14 protein-coding genes are annotated in these 19,238 nt (G+C 42.2%); 8 read left to right on the top strand and 6 right to left on the bottom strand.

All coding sequences use genetic code 11. From position 1 onward, the window contains the following. The first annotated feature begins 8 nt into the window (after window positions 1-8). From AS141_RS18185 to AS141_RS18145, 8 genes are all read left to right on the top strand, one after another. Window positions 9-746, top strand: a complete 738-nt coding sequence (locus AS141_RS18185) for an isoprenyl transferase (RefSeq protein WP_057939186.1) — start codon at window positions 9-11, stop codon at window positions 744-746. 7 nt (window positions 747-753) lie between these two features. Further along, window positions 754-3,450, top strand: coding sequence for a BamA/OMP85 family outer membrane protein (locus AS141_RS18180; RefSeq protein WP_057939120.1), 2,697 nt, complete (start codon window positions 754-756; stop codon window positions 3,448-3,450). A gap of 90 nt (window positions 3,451-3,540) precedes the next feature. After that, the gene (locus AS141_RS18175) at window positions 3,541-4,071 is read left to right on the top strand and encodes an OmpH family outer membrane protein (protein WP_057939119.1); all 531 of its coding nucleotides are present in this window, start codon (window positions 3,541-3,543) and stop codon (window positions 4,069-4,071) included. A gap of 14 nt (window positions 4,072-4,085) precedes the next feature. Further along, window positions 4,086-4,640 (top strand): OmpH family outer membrane protein, encoded by a 555-nt coding sequence (locus AS141_RS18170; protein WP_057939118.1) that lies wholly within the window; start codon window positions 4,086-4,088, stop codon window positions 4,638-4,640. A 456-nt stretch (window positions 4,641-5,096) separates the two neighbouring features. Then, entirely contained in the window at window positions 5,097-5,405 is a 309-nt protein-coding gene (trxA, locus tag AS141_RS18165; protein ID WP_057939117.1) for a thioredoxin, read from the top strand. Between the two features lie 686 nt (window positions 5,406-6,091). Continuing rightward, window positions 6,092-6,712 carry a Crp/Fnr family transcriptional regulator gene (locus AS141_RS18155; protein ID WP_057939115.1) on the top strand — a complete coding sequence of 207 codons (621 nt, stop codon included), beginning with the start codon at window positions 6,092-6,094 and terminating at the stop codon, window positions 6,710-6,712. Between the two features lie 207 nt (window positions 6,713-6,919). Beyond that, a complete protein-coding gene (locus AS141_RS18150) occupies window positions 6,920-10,090 on the top strand; it encodes a TonB-dependent receptor (RefSeq protein ID WP_057939114.1) in 3,171 nt (1,056 codons plus the stop codon). Window positions 10,091-10,245: 155 nt separating this feature from the next. After that, the gene (locus tag AS141_RS18145; protein ID WP_057939113.1) at window positions 10,246-11,607 is read left to right on the top strand and encodes an alkaline phosphatase family protein; all 1,362 of its coding nucleotides are present in this window, start codon (window positions 10,246-10,248) and stop codon (window positions 11,605-11,607) included. 1,142 nt (window positions 11,608-12,749) lie between these two features. Here the strand turns inward: AS141_RS18145 and AS141_RS18135 are convergent. The 6 genes from AS141_RS18135 to AS141_RS18105 form a co-directional block, all read right to left on the bottom strand. Beyond that, window positions 12,750-13,652: an NAD-dependent epimerase/dehydratase family protein gene (locus AS141_RS18135; protein ID WP_057939111.1), complete on the bottom strand. Its 903-nt coding sequence runs from the start codon at window positions 13,650-13,652 to the stop codon at window positions 12,750-12,752. Window positions 13,653-14,013: 361 nt separating this feature from the next. After that, a complete protein-coding gene (locus AS141_RS18125) occupies window positions 14,014-14,844 on the bottom strand; it encodes an alpha/beta fold hydrolase (protein ID WP_057939109.1) in 831 nt (276 codons plus the stop codon). A 137-nt stretch (window positions 14,845-14,981) separates the two neighbouring features. After that, complete coding sequence (locus AS141_RS18120; RefSeq protein ID WP_057939108.1) at window positions 14,982-16,016, bottom strand: LLM class flavin-dependent oxidoreductase; 1,035 nt, start codon at window positions 16,014-16,016, stop codon at window positions 14,982-14,984. A gap of 533 nt (window positions 16,017-16,549) precedes the next feature. Beyond that, window positions 16,550-17,014, bottom strand: coding sequence for a GNAT family N-acetyltransferase (locus tag AS141_RS18115; RefSeq protein ID WP_057939107.1), 465 nt, complete (start codon window positions 17,012-17,014; stop codon window positions 16,550-16,552). A 63-nt stretch (window positions 17,015-17,077) separates the two neighbouring features. Then, entirely contained in the window at window positions 17,078-17,719 is a 642-nt protein-coding gene (locus AS141_RS18110; protein ID WP_057939106.1) for a DNA alkylation repair protein, read from the bottom strand. 69 nt (window positions 17,720-17,788) lie between these two features. Then, the gene (locus AS141_RS18105) at window positions 17,789-18,826 is read right to left on the bottom strand and encodes an alpha/beta fold hydrolase (protein WP_057939105.1); all 1,038 of its coding nucleotides are present in this window, start codon (window positions 18,824-18,826) and stop codon (window positions 17,789-17,791) included. Window positions 18,827-19,238 lie beyond the last annotated feature (412 nt).

Genomic DNA, 19,238 nt, shown 5'->3' with positions numbered 1-19,238 from the left:
CGGCTGGAATGAAGGATATATCTGACAGAACAAACATCCCAAAGCATATCGCGATAATCATGGACGGCAATGGACGCTGGGCCACGAAAAAAGGAGCTATGCGTATATTTGGCCACAAAAATGCCACCAAGGCAGTTAGGGAAGCCATAGAGGGAGCAGATAGCCTGGGGGTTAAATACCTCACTTTATTCTCGTTTTCTACAGAGAATTGGTCAAGACCGAAAGCTGAAGTCGATGGACTAATGGAACTTCTGGTCAAGACCATGTCTGATGAGGTCCCCATGCTAATGAATGGCAACTTCAAATTAGAAAGTATCGGAGATGTTGAAAGCCTACCTCCATCAGCCTATAAAACACTGATGAGGGTGAAGGAAACAACTTCCAAAAATACCGGACTCAAAGTGATCCTAGCACTGAGCTACAGTGGTCACTGGGAGCTCACCCATGCAGCTAAACACATTGCTCAAAAAGTCTCAGAAGGAAAATTGAATGTGGCCGACATTACCGAGAAAGTAATGGCGGAGCATCTGGAGACAGCCAACTATCCTGATCCTGAATTAATGATCAGAACGAGTGGTGAATACCGGATCAGCAATTTTCTGCTTTGGCAACTGGCCTACACAGAGATGTATTTCACTCCTGTGCTATGGCCGGATTTTAGAAGAGAGCACCTCTTTGCTGCAGTTTCTGATTACCAATCACGGGAAAGGAGATTTGGCAAAACGGGTGAGCAAGTTAAATCTTAAGTAATTAATGAAAAAAAGTTTACTGATTCTGTTTTGTCTGGTTTGGGCAAGTTCAGCAATAGCGCAAATACGTTTGGGCCAAAGTCGCTATGCCTCAAGCAAGCCAATTGATATTTTGGAGCTGAATTACGCGCAGCCCAAAACCTATAGAATCGCAGAAATAAAAGCTGTAGGTCTCACCACCTTGGACGAAATCGCCATCATTTCCTTATCCGGACTGAAAGTGGATGACAAAATCGAGGTGCCTGGGGATGCTATCTCAAATGCATTGAAAAAGCTATGGGGGCAAGGGATCATCGGAGACGTTAAAATCCTGGTGACTAAAATAGAAGGTGAGGACATCTCATTACTTCTTGATCTGACAGAAAGACCTAGATTTTCCCGTGTTGAATTTACCGGGATGAACAAAACCCAGGAAAGTGAGCTCCGGGACAAGGTGAATATCAGAGGGCGTGTAGTCAGAGACGATGTGCTTAATAATGCCAAGCGAACCATCGAAAAATACTACCTCGACAAAGGCTTTATGAATGCGGATGTGAAAATCAAGCAGGAAAGAGATACCACGCTACCCAATTCTGTAAAACTGATATTCGATGTAGCCCAGAATTCCAAGGTAAGGATCAATGCAATAGAATTCTACGGCAACCAGGAACTCAGTGACACCAAGCTTAAAAAGAAGCTTAAAAAAACCAAAGAGCATGCAAGGGTAAGTATCTTCAAGGACGGCTACTCGAGACTATCTGACGCAAGCGCCGAAGACATCAAGAATACAATCCTATATACTGATTCGGCGTCCAATGAAGATGTAAAAGATTACATCAACAAGAACTTCAAACTGAACTTCTTTAATGGCTCCAAGTATATCCCAAAAGAATACAGAAATGACAAAGACAATGTGATAAACTTCTACCAAAGTAAAGGGTATCGGGATGCTAAAATAACCGCAGACTCAGTTTATAACTTTGGTCAGGACAAAATCAACATTGATATCGCCTTAGAAGAAGGCAAAAAGTACTACTATAGAGATATTACGTTCAACGGAAACTATATTCATCCCGATCAGGTATTACAAGCCCTGCTTGGAATCCAAAAAGGTGATGTGTATAACAAAGAACAACTGGACAAAAGGCTGAACTACGACCCTAGCAGAGGGGATGATGTTAGCTCTCTGTATCAAAATGACGGCTACTTATTCTTTACAATTGATCCGGTAGAAGTGAATGTAGCCGGGGATTCTATCGATATAGAGATGAGGATATTTGAGGGTCCTCAAGTGACTGTAAACAGTGTAAACATCAAGGGGAACGAGCGTACGTCCGATCACGTAGTGATGCGTGAAATACGTATTCTTCCCGGACAAAAATTCAATAGAGAACTACTGGTCCGTACGATTCGTGAGCTTTCTACCTTAGGGTATTTTGACCCGGAAAAAATCAATCCGGATCTGAGACCAAACTTCGAGGCTGCTACAGTGGATATCACCTTTGAGCTGGAAGAAAGACCAAACGACCAGATCGAATTATCCGGCGGCTGGGGTGGATTCTATGGATTCGTAGGAACAGTTGGCCTTTCATTCAACAACTTCTCCATTCGAAATATCGGAGACTTCTCCAAGTGGGACCCACTTCCAGTGGGTGATGGGCAGAAGCTTTCGCTAAGAGTGCAGGCTAATGGCCGTTCCTTCCAAAATTACTCCGTGTCATTGACAGAGCCATGGTTTGGTGGCAAGAAACCAAACGCCCTGAGCTTCTCTTTTAACCATTCCGTACAGCGCCAGGTTGATTTCTACAACCAAGCCAGTTTCGGGGATGAATTGGGCTTCTTCAAAATCACCGGTGTGACCGTAGGTTTGGCCAAGCGGGTAACCTGGCCAGATGACAACTTTAGCATCAGTAATTCCCTGCAATTTCAGGTATATGAATTTGACCAGTTTGGAACCTCATTTGGGCTAAGCTATCCTACAGGTAAATCCAACAGCTTAACCTGGAATACCACCATCGCCCGGTATAACATAGACAACCCAACCTATCCGAGACGGGGATCCAATATTATTTTATCCACAGCCTTCACCCCTCCTTACTCTTCATTAAACAAGAATATCAATTCAGAGTCCTCTGATGAGGAAAAGTATAAGTGGCTGGAATACCACAAGTGGATGTTTGATGCTTCGCTTTATACCCCATTGTTTGGCTCGCAAAAACTGGTGGCAAGTGCAAGAGCACACATGGGCTTCTTAGGCTCCTATAGCCAGAAGATTGGTATTATTCCTTTGGAAAGATTCGTAATGGGTGGTGATGGTATGTCGATGAACAACTTTGCCCTAGGCCAGGAAATCATCGGTCTTCGGGGATATGAAAACCAATCCATTACTCCGGGTAGGCTCACAAGGGGAACAGCTAATCCAGAACCTTATGGAGGAGTGGTATATAATAAGTATGTGATGGAAGTGAGGTACCTGATTTCTCCGAACCCATCGGCAACCATCTTTGTACTTGGCTTTGCAGAGGCCGGAAACAACTGGGGTTCATACAGGGACTACAATCCATACGATCTTAAGAAATCAGCTGGCCTGGGTGCAAGGATCTTTATGCCGGCATTTGGACTCTTGGGAATTGATTGGGGATATGGGTTTGATCGAGTTCCTGGAGAGCTTAACCGAAGTGGCTCCCAATTCCACTTTACCATTGGCCAGCAGATCAGATAAGTATGGTTTTGGAGGAGGGAATAGTTAATTTATGCAAAAATTGATATTCTAAGAATGTTTAGATTGACTTTCAGTTAATTTCCCAAACTCATGAATAAATCACTGAAAATTGTATTTTTGTTGCTCTTTGTGCTTCAGACGGCACCATTGGCGGCTCAGAAGTTCGGATACATTGATTCGGAATATATTCTAAACAAGCATCCAGACTACAAAGTAATCCAGCAGGAGCTAGAGAACATCAGTTCCGAATGGAAGAAAGAGGCACAAAATTTGGATAAAGAGATCAAGGATCTTACTGTCCAGCTAAAAGCAGAGGAAGTACTTCTCACCGAAGAAATGTACCAGCAACGGCTGGAGGAAATTAAATTGAAACAAAAAGAATCCCAGGAATTCAACAGTAGGATATTCGGAATAGACGGGCAGTACTTCCAAAAACAGGCGGAATTGATGCAGCCCTTACAATCCAAGATCTATGACGCTATTGAAAGAATGACCCGAAGAAATAATTTGGGAATCTTATTTGATAAAGCAGCTGCCCCGTCGGCGATTATCTATACAGATCCCAGGCATGACTATTCGGAGTTTGTCCTGGAGGAATTGGGAATAGAAGAAAACAAATAAATAGAAACACAGAAATGATGAAAGTAAAAGTTATCCTTTCCGCAGTAGCCTTGCTTTGCGTAGGATTTGCAGCTCAGGCGCAAGAGGTAAAGATTGGTTATACCAACGTAGAATTTATCATGGATTTGATGCCAGAAATGGAACAAATAGCCGCTGATATCAAAGACTACGAAACCCAGCTTCAGACTACCATGCAACTAAAAGGAGAAGATTTTCAGCGTCAGGTTCAGACTTATCAGCAATCTATGAATACCATGACGGAAGAAGCAAGAACGGCTAAAGAGAAAGAATTGACAGACCTTCAAGCTAGTCTGCAGAAAATGGAAAATGACTCCCAGATCAGCTACCAGAGAAAACTGGGTGAGCTTCTTTCCCCTATTCAGACCAAAGTGATCAATGCCATCAATGCAGTGGCTGCTGAAAACAACTACACGCATATTTTTGCTGAATCAGCAGGTCAGGCTCCTATCCTTCTTTATACCAAAGAAGAAGATAAGTTCACTGAACTTGTATTGGCGAAGTTAGGCCTTGAGATGCCGGCAGCTCCAGCCACTCCAGCAACAAATTAATTAGGTATTTATACTTTACCAAACCGCTAATTCAATCTAGAGTTAGCGGTTTTTTTGTTCTTTCCTTTGTCACTAGGTGACCAGCGAGTGGTGCAGGTGTGCGTATTTTTTTTCTAATCATTTACCTTCTTTGAGCCTTGGAGAGGAGGATACCCTCTTTCTGAAACGCCCCCAAACAACTGATCAGGGCACTGAACTAATTATATTGATCTCCTTTTCCTTGTTATCCCGCTTCTGGAGGAACAGTACCTAATCCGAACTTTCATCCACAGTAGACACTTTATAATTTAGGACAGTTTATTTCTTTATTTCTAGCCGCTGTTTGGATTGTTACGAACAGCTAATCAGATTAAAGAGCCGATAAATCCCCTTTAAATCCATAGCCTTCTATGCACGATCAAACTGACATTCTTGCTTTAATCTAAGAATACCTTTTCTCCTTATTTATTTCGAAATATGCCCAAGCGCAACCCTAAGGATATAATCATTAAAAGCCAAGATGCTGTTTTGGTGGATTTCTATGCGGACTGGTGCGGACCTTGCCAGACCATGGATCCAATAATCGCCGAAGTACTGACTGAATTGGATGGAAAAATCAGGCTGCTTAAAATCAATATTGATAAAAGGCCTCAGCTAGCTCAGCAATTTGCGGTACGCTCTATCCCCAATTACATTCTTTTCAAAAAAGGTAAGATTCTCTGGAGAAAAAGGGGATTGATTACCAAGCGGGATTTACTGCAGGGGCTGAAATCGAGCCTTCCCTAAGCTAGAGCCACGACTTGCCGATACACTTCGTTATCGGGACAGGCTCCCAAAGGCGTACCCATTATTGATTAGCCTAGCTGCTAAATATGAACTGTCTTGAGTAGTTAGTAGAAATAGAAGCTCAAGTAAGCACCTTGCCTGTAGGAACGAATCAATGCAGCAAGCATGCCATGATTTTAGCCATGGGTGAACCAGAGGCGTAACCCACGCTGTGTAAAGTCCTAAACCATCGCTCCTGCCTACAAATGATCTGGAATAAGAAAGTAAGTGCAGGAGAATGCCTTCCTGGCCGGTAGACAGGGCAAGGGTCTTTTGTATTAGTAAGTGGTCCTTAATCTCCCTATTAACCTGAATCGATTGCGTTGAGGCTATTTTCTCTTGATACTTTTGGAGTACAAAAGTATCCAAAAATCTTGGCCTGAAATCAGCTTTGAATTGACTTCGGACAATTCATTTATTGGACCCTTAGTCCGGATAAAAAACAAACGGATCCCCCTAGCCCACTCAGGGACTAGTTTTTTTAAACGCCTTCCTATTTCTCCAATAAACCAGCTGCTTCCAAGGGCAATCTCCTAACTGAGAGCATTAGTATGGCCCAATATTAATTAAGAATAAGAAATACTTCACCCCCAATTAACCTTAACATCAAATCAATGAGGTAATTTTGAGTAAGATCCAGCTTAAAAATGTCCATCCCTGTACGCCCTATTAATGAATCTTATTTAGGCTTTGATTTCTTCGCTTATATTTCTACCCACTACAGCTCCCAGTCTTTCGGGAAAATAAGAGAAACTACCATAAAGAAGAATGACTACATCTATACCCCTTCTTCCGACCATCTCTATATCTATGAAATTCTGGATGGGGCAATAAAATTGGGAAGTTATACCGATGATGGGGAAGAATTCACGTTTGATGTATTGTTGGCAAATGATTTTTTCGGCGATTTAAAATACCTGAACAATCAATTTTTCGAATATTCAAAAGCATTAATAGACACCAGAATACGCATTTATAACAGGGACTTTTTCAAGGAAATGGTACTTCAGGGCCCTGCAGTATCTGAATGGTTCATTTCATACCTGGTCAAACGATGGTGCAGTGCCGAAAAAAAGCTTAAAAAACTTCACGAGAAAAAAGCTCAGGAAAAACTCACCTTTTTAAGCTCCTTTTTTGATCTGAAGGTCAAAGATGTTCATGGTAGTTCCTATACCTTAATTGATCTGTTAACCCAAAAAGATCTGGGGGACTTGATAGGGGTCACCAGACAGACTGTAGCAAATACTGCGCGGATTAAAGTAAAGTGATCCAAAGGGTGTCATTGCTGTCTGGATTTTGGTGTATTACCGTCTAGCCGATTAGAGACAAACCAGGCAAGGAAAATGAAATAATTATTAGATTTTGTTTCCTCCTGTTATCATTCTGTTACTTCTCAGGCTGATGTTAATTTTTAACATTTTTAGGCTAAGTATGGAATCTAGTTTTGGATAAAATTAAACCAATATCCAGATACTATGAGTTCAAGAAATTTTACCAGTTTAGTTACAGGATTCCTTCTCTTTCTCCTGTTATGGGGAACAGGAACGCAGGCTTTTTCCCAGGCTACCAATGCATCGATTTCGGGAAAGATCACAGATGTGAATGGAGATCCTCTGATAGGAGCAGCACTTTTGATTAAAAATGAGCTGACAGGATTCACCGCCTCTGCTATCACCAACCTCACAGGTTCTTACACGATAAACCAGCTTCCTTTAGGGACTGACTATTCTGTTACATGCACCTATGTAGGATATGGAACCAAAGTTTTTAGGGGATATTCACTCAATCAGGGAGAGCATATCAAACTTGACATTGAGTTAAATGAGGAAGTTCAAAGCCTTAGTGAAGTCAGCGTCACGGCAAATTCTTTAAGTAACAGTGTTGATAGGTTTGGTAGTTCTACAGCCGTTACCGCCAGAGACATGGCGACATTACCGGTAAATGGAAGAAACTTCAATTCACTGGTCAACCTGTCACCGGTGTCCAATGGCAGTAATTTACTTGGCCAGTTATATTCTTCCACTAATTATACGATTGATGGAATGACCAATAAAAGCCCGTTATCCAGCGGATCCACTAACAGAGGTCCGTTTTCAATCTCTATGGAAGCAATCCGGGAGTTTGAGGTAGTCACCAATGATTACGATGTAACCAACGGCAGAAGCGGTGGAGGTATCATCAGTGCGGTGACGAAAACGGGGACTAATACAGTCCATGGCTCTGCATTTTTATTTAACAGGGCAGATTGGCTGGCAAGTAAATATGATACCAGAGGAAATGAAAGAGAGGATGAATTCTCCATTCAGCAATATGGGATTACCCTTGGTGGCCCCATCATCAAAGACAAACTGCATTATTTCATTGCATATGATGGACAGCGGGATGCCAGACCGCTTTATATCGCTGACATCAGAACCGCAGAAGATGAAAACAGGTATAATTTATCCCAAGAATCATTGGATAGGTACCTGCAGATAGGAAGGGACAAGTATGGCCTTTCTGATACTCCTCAAACAGGGAGCTTCAGCAAAAAAAGATATTCCCATACTGCCTTTGCCAGAATAGATTACCAGATCAATTCATCCAATTTATTGACAATCAGAAACAACTTTTCCCGTGACTTAAACAGTCAGGGAGTCTCAGACAACAGTGCCATCAACTTGTATGAAGTATATGGAGATCACTTATCAACTGCCAATAGCTTTATGGCATCTCTACGTACTGAAATCAGCAATAAGCTGACCAATGAATTAAAACTTCAGTACCTCTATACCCTGGATGATGGCAGGCCAAATACACAACTGCCAAGTACTAATATCCCAAGGGCAATCGTTCAGCGGGTAGAATCCACAGTAGATGGAAGCGATGTCAATACAACCATACAGTTGGGTGGGCAACGATACCTGCCGGAAAGGTTTGAGTCCAATGTGTATCAGTTGGTGAACAACCTGTACTATAACAAAGGCAAAACCAATTATACCTTTGGCATGGATTTGCTGTTGAATGACCTCACTTCACTTGCCACCAGCGAATTCAATGGAAGATTCTACTTCACCGGGCTCGATAATTTTGAAGACCTGAAGCCTTACCGATATGCAAGAGAAGTAGCAACTGAAGATCCAACTGTGGAGCAAAGTATTTTTGGGGGCGGGATCTATGCACAGGCCGAAACTGATCTGGGAAGGGGTATGAATCTGATCCTTGGCCTGCGTGGCGATTATACAACTTACAAGAACAGTCCTACATTTAACCAGACTGTTTTTGATGAGCTGGGATTGAGAACCGATGTAAAAACAGGTGGATTTCAGATCCAGCCAAGATTCCAGTTTACCTGGGACATCAATGAGAAGCAACAGGATATCCTGAGAATTGGAGCTGGTATTTTCGGTTCTGCGCTCAACAACTACTCAGATGTCAACAACCTGCAGTTTGACGGAACAAAGATTTTTGCGGTAGATATCACTGGAGAAAACGTACCTACACCAAATTTTGAATCCTATAGAAATGATCCTAGTACTGCTCCTGGTGTTGATTTGTTGAACCAGCCTGGAATTACCCCCGTGACTACTATCAATATGAACAGCGAGGACTTAAAAGTACCCACTGTGTATAAAGGCAATGTGATGTACAATAGAGTTTTCAATAACCGCTTAAGATTGGGGGTGAATTTCATTGCCTCTATAGCCAGAAACAACTACATGTATGTGGATAGAAACATGGTAGACCAGCCTTTTTTCAGGCTTACAGAAGAAGGTAACCGGGGAGTTTATGTGCCTGCAGAAACGATTAGCACCTCTAATGGCAATGCAGACTGGACACAGGGCAGAAAAACAGATAAAATAGGGAGAGTATTGGAATTAAATAGCGAGGGAAAAAACAATACGTATACCATGGTAATAGATGGAACTTACCGATATTTCAAAGATGGACAGGTCACGGCAAGTTATACGTGGAATGACAGTAAGGACAACACTTCTTATAATGGTAATGTGGCAAACAGTGCCACTTTAAGCCAGATGGTAGTGGATGATCCCAGGGACTTGTCTATGATGAACTATTCGAATGGGCAATATAGAACGAAGGTGGTCGTATATGGGACGCTGCCAACTTTCAAGGGATTTACTGTCGGCGTAAGGTATTCTGGCATTGGAGGAACCCGCTATTCTCTAAGAGTTAACGGCAACGTAAACGGGGATTTTGTCAACTCAAATGACCTGGCTTTTGTATTCGATCCATCTGCTCCAGGTATTTCGGAGACAGTGGCTGAAGCTATGAACAATGTTTTGGCAAATCCGGACAACCTAGCCAAGGATTATATCCGCGAAAGTCTGGGAAATGTGGCGGTCAGAAATGGGGGAGAAAACGGGTACTTTGGAAACTGGGATCTGCGGGCAACCAAGAAAGTATTCTTTACAGGAGAGAAGAAATCAGGTATTGAACTTGGTCTTGACATCTTCAACGTCGCCAACTTACTTAATAAGGAGTGGGGAACATCAAAAACTTTGGGCAACCAAAACCTGTTGACCATCAGAAATTTTGACCCTGAGAAGAAGGCCTATGAATATCAGGTCAACTCAAATGTAGGGGTGACCACTCCGGGTGGTACGCCATACCAATTACAAATCTCAGGTAGAATATTTTTCTAAAACTTTCTAGAAGTCCACTGGCGGTATAAAGATCAGTGGACTTCTTCAACCCTTATTTATTATTATGAAATCGAGCATGACTCAAGCGTCACACACTGGGATGATTATAAGTCGTGCGAGATTCCATGTGACCATTAAAAATCAATTATAAACACATGAAATCAATACTTATCAAGTCGATAAAATATTCCTTATTCTTCTTTGCTATGCTCTCAGGTTTTTCATGGGCGAAAGCACAATCAAAACCCGCGGAGCATGTAGTGCTTATTTCCATTGATGGCTTCAGGCCCGATTTCTATCTGGAAGAAAAATGGCCAGCTCCCAATCTGCAGAGCATGGCTAAAGAAGGGGCAAGATCCTTAGGGGTAACCGGTGTATTTCCATCTGTCACCTATCCTTCCCATACCACTGTGATCACAGGATTTCCCCCTGCAAAGCATGGGATTTATTACAACGCCCCGTTCGAGCCTGAGGGACAAACAGGCAAATGGTATTGGGAAACTGAATTGATCCAAGTTCCCACGCTCTGGCATGCTGTTAGAGAGGCTGGCATGACCAGCGCAAGTTTTCTTTGGCCAGTATCTGTAAATGCTCCGATTGACTACAATATACCGGAATATTGGAGCTTAGAAAACGGCGGAAGGATAGAACCTATGCGGGACATGGAAACGCCAAAGGGCCTGATGGCAGAGATGGAACTTCAGGTGTTGGGCAAAATGAATGAAAAGACCTTTAACGGTGATTATCTCAATAGAGAGGACAGAACGGGAGAAATGGCAGGTTATGTACTGGAAACCTACAAACCAAACCTGACCACTATACATCTCATTGCAGCGGATCACTTTCAGCATAGTGAAGGGAGAGAGGGGCCAATGGTGTACAAATCCATTGCAGCTATAGACCGTGCGATTGGAAAAATCATGGAAGCTGCTGATCGCGCCGGGATCATGGATAAGACTACATTTATCATCACAGGTGATCATGGATTTGTCAATACGCACAGTTCCATTTCTCCAAACATCTGGTTGGTGGAAGCAGGTCTGATGGAGGATTCAAAGGACAGAGGCAACTGGAAAGCCGCCTTTCATACCAGTGGGGCTTCTGCTTTCTTACATCTAAAGGATAAAAACGATCAGGAAACTGCCATGAAGGTGGAGAAAATTCTGGCTGACTTACCTGCTAGCATCAAAAAGTTGTTCAGAGTAGTTGACCGTGAGGAATTGGACCGTATAGGAGCTGATCCAAATGCAGTTTTGGCCTTGGCGCCAATTCAGGGGATCTCCTTTTCAGGATCCAGCAGCGGAGCTATCCTTAAACCGGCTAGAGGTGGAACGCACGGCTATTTTCCTGATTTCGATGAGATTGAGACAGGCTTTATTGCCTGGGGATCAGGTATCCGGGAAAATATAGAAATTCAGGAAATGGGTTTGGTGGATGTGGCTTCAGTAGTGAAGTATTTATTGGATTTATCCATTGAGTTGCCCGAGAGCAATCTTTATCCCGGGATTAAAAAATAGGCTGTCACAAGACAATCCAAAAGGAGAAGTGGGGTTACTACTACTTCTCCTTATTTTAAGAAAAAGTTGCCTTTGGTAAGTTCCTGCCTTAGGTTAGCTGGCTGTAGGTGCAAAAGGGTACCGGCTTACCGTAGGTATAACCCAAGCTGGGCGCACCAATAAAAAGCCACCTCCAAATGGAAGTGGCTTCTGTTTCCCACTAATGCAATATTTATTGTATTACAAAAATAATAGACGGGATTGTTGATCCATGACTTGATTAAAGTCCAAGGCCTCCTAAAAGACCTGACAATAGTCCCAGAACAACTTCAAGTAAAGATGAAATAAGGTTCATAATTGTTGAGTTTTTTGTTTGTTGTCTACTCTTAAAAATTGGTTTTCGACATCCCCAAATAAATAATTACATCGATGACTTACTTATTACTCTAATGTAAAAATTTAATTTTTAAAAATTATTTCTATAGAAACACAATTATTTCATTATAAAATACAATTTAACCCAGTGATGCCCGATTAATTGTATTTTGAAACATGATAGTTGTCCTTCGGTATTTAGATTCATAAAGCGGATGCGGAAGGGAATACTAGCGGATGTTATCAAATGGATCAAATTTGTAATCCAGACAAAAACCGTAAACCTGTTTATCATGAATATCTGCCGAAGTGGCCGTCCAGCAGAGGGTAGCACTTATGTAATCCAAAGATTGAAGCTAATCTATCGGAGAAATCAAGTATTACTTACCCTGAAAGATGGAAAAGTCAGATTGGAGATATGGCTTATCTGCTAAAGGAACATCCGCCCTGTGTTTTGATGGCAAATAGATTACAGGAATTCGAGTACTATTTGGTACACATGCAGTTTTTTAAAGAAGAATCCCCGAGAATGAATTGTGAATGATGAAGACTTGGGTCAACCTATTCTGAATAGGAACGGGATAAAGCTATATTCCTAGTGATCGCACGATGCAGGACTATTCAAAGGCATTTCGAGACTATTATTTGAGATTTCTCTTTCCTCTGGTGGTGCCAATGACGCAATCGAAACCAATCAATTGCCTCCATCTTTGGTTGACGGTTAATAAAAGCGGCAAAAGTTTCCGGCTTTAGCCGAATTAATAATCTCTATCTTATAACCATCCCCCTCACTCCCACTCCAAATACTTCTGCCAAGGATGCTGTTCTTTAAAGCCTAAAACTTCACGGATCTTACGGTTGGAATACAGTGCTTCATGCTCTCCAAGTTCCCGGGTGATGGGAACTCCTGGAAAGAAGCGCTCGGCCAATTCCTTACTTGGAATAATGGCTCCGTTTTGATCGTTTGCTGCATTGAACACCTGATAGCCCAACCCGTCTTTTTTCAGACACAAATCTACTATCTGACCCAGATCCCGCGCATCTATGTAGTTGAAGGCATTTCTTCTACGTACTTCTGGGTGTTTAAAATAATATGGAAACAGCTCTATGTATTCATGTGGCTCAATCACATTGCCTATGCGGAGCGCGTAAATATCAATACCAGACCTGCGCTGGAAACTCCGGGCAGTCTTCTCATTGACGACTTTGGACATCCCATAGCTATCCATCGGATTCACATCATACTCCTCCTCCAAGGGCAGAAAGTCAGGATCTGTTTTCCCATCAGAAAAGCAAAAGCCATAGGTAGTCTCTGAGGATGCGATAACCACCTTTTTGACCCCCAGTTTCACCGCAGCCTCGATCACATTGTACGTTCCAATGGTATTTACCCTGAAGGTTTCATTATCCGGATTAATCAGAATTCTGGGTACTGCCGCAAAATGCACTACGGCATCAAATTTTGGCACGCCATTACCCGGCTCCAATTCACCTAGATTAGCATAAGAACTCATAGCATTAAACATCTGTCCGGAATCGGTGATATCAGCGATTAGGTTATCAACTCCAGGATGATCCAAAGGTTTGAGATCTACATTCATCACTTGATGCCCTTGATTCAATAGGTACGGAATGACATGTTTTCCTGCTTTTCCTGATCCTCCGGTAAAAAATATTCTTTGCTTATCCATTGATGAGTTACTTATTCTTTCTTTTTCCTTCTTTGATTTTTTTGATTCTCCGTCTAAAAATCAAATATAGGATCAGAATAAGCAAGGGGATTAATATAAAAATGACTTGGTTGGAGGTTTCCGAAAAGTCAATAGGGCCACTGGGCTTGGGGATATTTTCCTGGTATTGGGCGAACGATATACCTGGGACCAGGAGAATGATTGCCAAGAGAAAATTCGAAGGGGTAAAATTGTTTATTAAGAATCTGTTCATCATCACTCATCTGGTTTAGATTAACCTTGCCAAGTTGAAGGGTATATATTAAGAGATGCCTGCCCAACTGTAATGCCTTTCAGACAGGCTAACTCTATTCCAGGCGCTCTATTTCTTTAAGAAGGCCAGCAATAATTTATTCAGTTCGTCCCTGTGCGTGAGGTTTAATCCATGTGGAGCATCTGGGATCAGGTGGTATTCGTTATCGGTTATTCCTTCTGCTGCCTGCTTGGCAGAGGTCTGGAAAGGAACTATCTTATCCGCGTCTCCATGCACGATCAGGGTGGGCACATCTACGTTTTTCAACTCAGACCTGAAATCTGTGGTAGCCCAGGCTTCAGCAGTTTTGGTAGTGGCAATGGGTGAAGCATGGCTGGCAATGGAAAAATCATAATCGAGATTTGCCTGTGATACCCGGTCTTTCAATTCCTGGAAATTGTAAAAATTCTCATGAAAGCCTTTCAGAAACCCGATACGATCTGTTTTTAAATTCTGCATGATTTCATCCAGATTCCCCTGTGGAACTCCATCGGGATTATCCGATTTTTGGGCTACCAAAGGTATGATAGATGCGATCAGCACAGCTTTCACAACCCGATCTCCTTTGTAATCCGTGAAATATCGAACTACTTCTCCCCCTCCCATACTGAAGCCCACCAGCGTCACATTGGTCAGTTCGAGTTTCAAGATCAGTTCCCGGAGATCTACTGTCAATGCGCTGTAGTCAAAATCACCCAGAGGCTGGGACGATTTCCCAAACCCCCTTCTATCGTAGGCAATCACCCGATAGCCGGCATCTACCAAAGTAGCGATTTGCCCTTCCCATGCCTGGTGACTCAGTGGCCAGCCGTGAATTAATATGACAGGATCTCCTTTTCCATAATCCTGGTAGAAGATTCTGACTTTTACGTTTCCGATTTCGTGTTTTAAAAATGGCATAGCAAATACGTTTTAAGGTTGTACTCTTAAAACCCCCAAAAGCGATGCCATGCAAAATAAGCTGGTTTGCAGGTCATGCGGAGGTAGTCAACATACAATCCCAACAGAACCTCTACCCTCTTCGGGAAGATAATTCCCTATTTACGAAGTGCTTTTCTGACTGCGGGGGCAACGACTTCACCATACAGTTCTATGGCTTTCATCAACTTGTCGTGGGGCATAGTGCCTACACTAAGGTGAAGTAGGTAGCGGGTCAAGCCCATCATTTCCTGTTGCATCAGAATCTTGTCAATCACCTCTTGTGGATCTCCCAAAACCAGAGACCCCTCTTTGCCACGCATGGCTTCGAATTGCCCCCTGTTCATAGGCGGCCAACCTCTTTCTTTCCCCAACTGAGTCATCACCAAGGCATAAGGACCGTAAAAGTCGTCCGCTGCCTGCGGGGAACTTTCTCCTATAAAACCATGGGAATGAACAGCTATCTGTATGTCTTCAGGATTTCTGCCGGCTTTGGCCCAGGTCTGTCTGTACAAATCCGTGAAATAAGTAAACCGATCCGGGCTACCACCGATAATAGCCAAGGCAAGCGGCAATCCTTTCTCAGCTGCACGAACCACAGACTGCGGCGTGCCACCTACTGCCAGCCAGATTGGAATCTCAGGCTGGAAAGGCCTCGGGTAAACACCTCTATTGGCGATGGCAGGACGGAATTTCCCCCTCCAAGAGATCTGCTCAGATTTGTTCAGTTGCACTAGTAAATCTAGTTTCTCAGCAAAAATGGCATCATAATCATTCAGGTCCTGACCGAAAAGCGGAAAGGATTCTATAAAAGACCCTCTACCCGCCATGATCTCTGCGCGTCCTTCAGACAACAGATCCACATGGGCGAATTGCTGGAAAACACGAACGGGATCTTCAGAACCCAGGACCGTCACTGCAGAGGAAAGCTTGATGTTTTTGGTAGTGACTGCTGCGGCTGCCAAAACTGTGGCTGGCGATGAAACCACAAAATCTGGGCGGTGATGCTCCCCTATGGCATATACGTCCAAGCCTACCTGATCGGAAAGCTGGATTTCCTCCATTAGGTTTTTCATACGCTGTGCGGGAGAAAGGATCTTTCCTGTATTTGGATCCGGCGTGAGTTCGGCAAAAGTACTGATTCCTAATTCCATGTCTTTTTGGCTAAAATTTGATTCCACAACAGGTGTTTAGGAGTAAAAAGTTTGGGGGATGGAAGATTTATTGGAGGGAGAGGGAAGTTGGAGACTGGGAGCCTGCCCTAGAGCCTCTCCCGACTATCTCGGGATAGACATGGTATAAAACGAAGAGGACTGAAAAAGGATCTTATTGTATTTGTAAGCCAACCTCAATTTCCGTAATGATCTTTGCCGATAAGTTGAGGTTGTTTTCACTTATACTTTTGAGGCTAAAAGTATCCAAAAGCCTTGCTGCACCTAATGCTTCCGCGCTCAGACCTGCTGCCTGGCCCGCTATTGCAGACTCTCAACCCGCCATATACACTAAATCAAGGTGTAATCCATGAACTATCTTGTCATGGTAGTAGATATGCAAGCTCAGGTAAGTACTATGCGCCGTAAAAAGGAAATATGCTGAAGGCATGGCAGATTTGTATCTTGCGCACCGTGATGTAAGTGTAGCGTGGGCTCACGTCCGCCTACCCGATCGTGCATTCGTGCTTTTTAATCTATTCATTCAAAGTGTACGAGAAGTGAGCTACCTGCTCCTCTTTTGAAGGATTGGTTTTTCTATAAAAGTCAATCGCATATTCATCAACCTTATCAGCTTGTACAAATACTTCTTCAAATCCTTTCTCCTTATAGAATTTATTTGTTTCCGCTATAAGTCTCTTACCAATTCCGCGTCTTTGAAGATTTGTGTCCACAGCTAAGTCATAGATATATGCAAGAGGTTTTTCCGAATAATATTGTTCCAAAACATATGTTGTTAAGCCACCTACAACTATGTCATTCTTAAAAGCCACGAAAACATCAAAATCGCTGCGATTGAGAAGGTTTTGAAGATGCTTTGCGTCAGGAATTGAAAAGTTCTTCATCTCAAATACTTCTTCGAACAAGTTGACAAGGTCAACAAACTCGTTCAAGTCTCCTTTCTGAAGTCTTTTTATTAGTATTGGTTCTTCGATATTCATTTTATCATTTTATATGATTTTAGTTTCTTTCATGAAGCTTAATTATCCTGTCATCACACTTAATTACATATTTCGTTTATTGCTTTCTATTGCAATAAACTCTGGCAAATAATTGGGAGTACACCCTTTTGATACCATTTCACCCTTATAAAGACCTGTTTTCTCGCCTATGGCGACACACCGATTTCGGTACTTTTTTTCATAGACTCCAATCCAGCCTGCGGTGAAATTCATGGCCCACTGAACTTCAGGCTCTTCCATGGCAATACTGGTCTCAATTGCTGAAAGTAAGTCGGGTGTATTTTCTGGAGGGTTCTGTCCTGTCCATCTTAATCTTGCTTGATAGTACCAATAAGTGCGTCTTTGAAGTGAAGAAGGACTATCTTCCCAGGATTGGATCAGCGTAATTGTCTTTTTATTCCTAGCAAGCTGATTGGCCATTAGCCAGTCCATAAGCTGATTTCGCTCACCAAATGGATGCGACTGCATATCCTTATCAAGCTTATTAATCAAATCTTGGGAAAGGAGCTTGTTGTCCATAATCAAGATGGCCAATTGCCTGGGCAAAAACTTCTCGGTTGACCATAGTTCCATAGCTAATTCGTGATCCTTTTTGATATCCTTAGCAATTTTCCGTAAGTCCCCTAACTTAGTTTTAGTGTTGATTTGAGCCAAGATGCTTTCAGCTTGTGAAGAGAGTTTCATATCAATCTTTTATTTTTTAAGACAAATAAATAATTCTGACATCAAATAACCGTCTGGTTCTCTGCAGTTTTATTCCGATTTTACAAATTCTACTATCTCATTGATAAGTTGGCCTTTCCCTTTTTCCATTTTATCAAGGAATAGGTAATGAGTTCCAGGTATTTGAATCATCCGTCTTTTTATTGTTGATGGCAAGTCCTCTCCAAAAGCTTTTAAATCTTCTGGTCGCGACCAAAAATCGAGTTCCGTTCTAATTATTAATGATGGGACGTATATCTCTTTAGCTGTCCAATATTTTTTTCCTAAGGACATATAAAAGCTTTCTTCTCTGTACCCACCGGGAACCGTCATTTTAGTAGTGTCTTTTCCAAAACTTATGGCTGTGTTCCTATATTCTTCCATTACCAAGGAATCCCTCCATTCATTCTTATTTTCTGCCGGTATAGTTGACATCCACTTACTGACAAGACCTTGCTTGTCAGAAGTCCTAAACAATGTGCCTCTTTTGAAACGTGTAGTATCTTCTTCTTGCCAAAAAAAATGTCTCAGTTCCCACGGGGCATTTACTCCGTAGAGGGAATTAAGTGAAATGAAGTGGGCTAAATCTTTTGAATTCTTAGATGCAAAATAACCGCCCCAATGTCCACCCGTAGCCCAACCAAACAAAGAAATCTTTTCAATCTTTTCTTTCTCTTTGATAAAGTCAACAACACTTTTAATGTCATCGTAGGCCTCTTTGTGATTTCCAATTACAAGAGTCGAATCACTTTCATTGTAATCGGGCAGTGTGGATGATTCCCACCCCCGAATGTTCATCATATAAACTTTAAGTCCTTTATCAGTTAATTTTTTGGCAAACGAACCGTTGGGGACATTTATATCAAATGAAGCTAATACTCCTGGTCCACCTCCATGAATTAACAATAGTGGATAAGGATATAAAGAATCATTCACTGAATTTTGAAATTCCCTGACGAAAATTTCCACACCATCAGTGCTTTTTACCTTATGGTCTCGATGAATGACTTTAGTATCCGTATTTCGTTCCTCATTTTTACAACTAAAAATGAATAATGATGCTAAGAGTATGATTCCAATTTTCCTCATTGTCTTTGTCTTAATTGCAGAGAACGGTTCTGGCTATGAAGCGTGCCGATAGGCATGATTTGAAGCCTTTGTTACGATATGATTCGAAAATACACGATCATGATACGATAGAAAATGATACGATATGATTCGAAAATATACGATCATGATACGATTATAACTAACGCTCAACATCTGTATTTACCACGCTCACATTACCCAATTGAGCCTATAACACAATTAATTACAAGTCTTTAGGGTTCTGCTGTGACCAAATTAAGGATTTGGCCGATCCTGTCAAGCAGGCTTTGGATATTTTTATTGGAGATTGGCATTACCAGAAATTCAGGCCTAAGATTCAATAAACACAGTGAAACTCCAGAGTTATGCTCGAGTTCTCCGATGCTTTTGAGGTCCCACTTTCGATTGGCAG

The sequence above is a fragment of the Algoriphagus resistens genome (assembly GCF_001442615.1).
GTDB lineage: Bacteria > Bacteroidota > Bacteroidia > Cytophagales > Cyclobacteriaceae > Algoriphagus > Algoriphagus resistens.
Note: the sequence above shows the minus strand (reverse complement) of the source record. Positions and strands in the feature narration are given on the sequence as shown.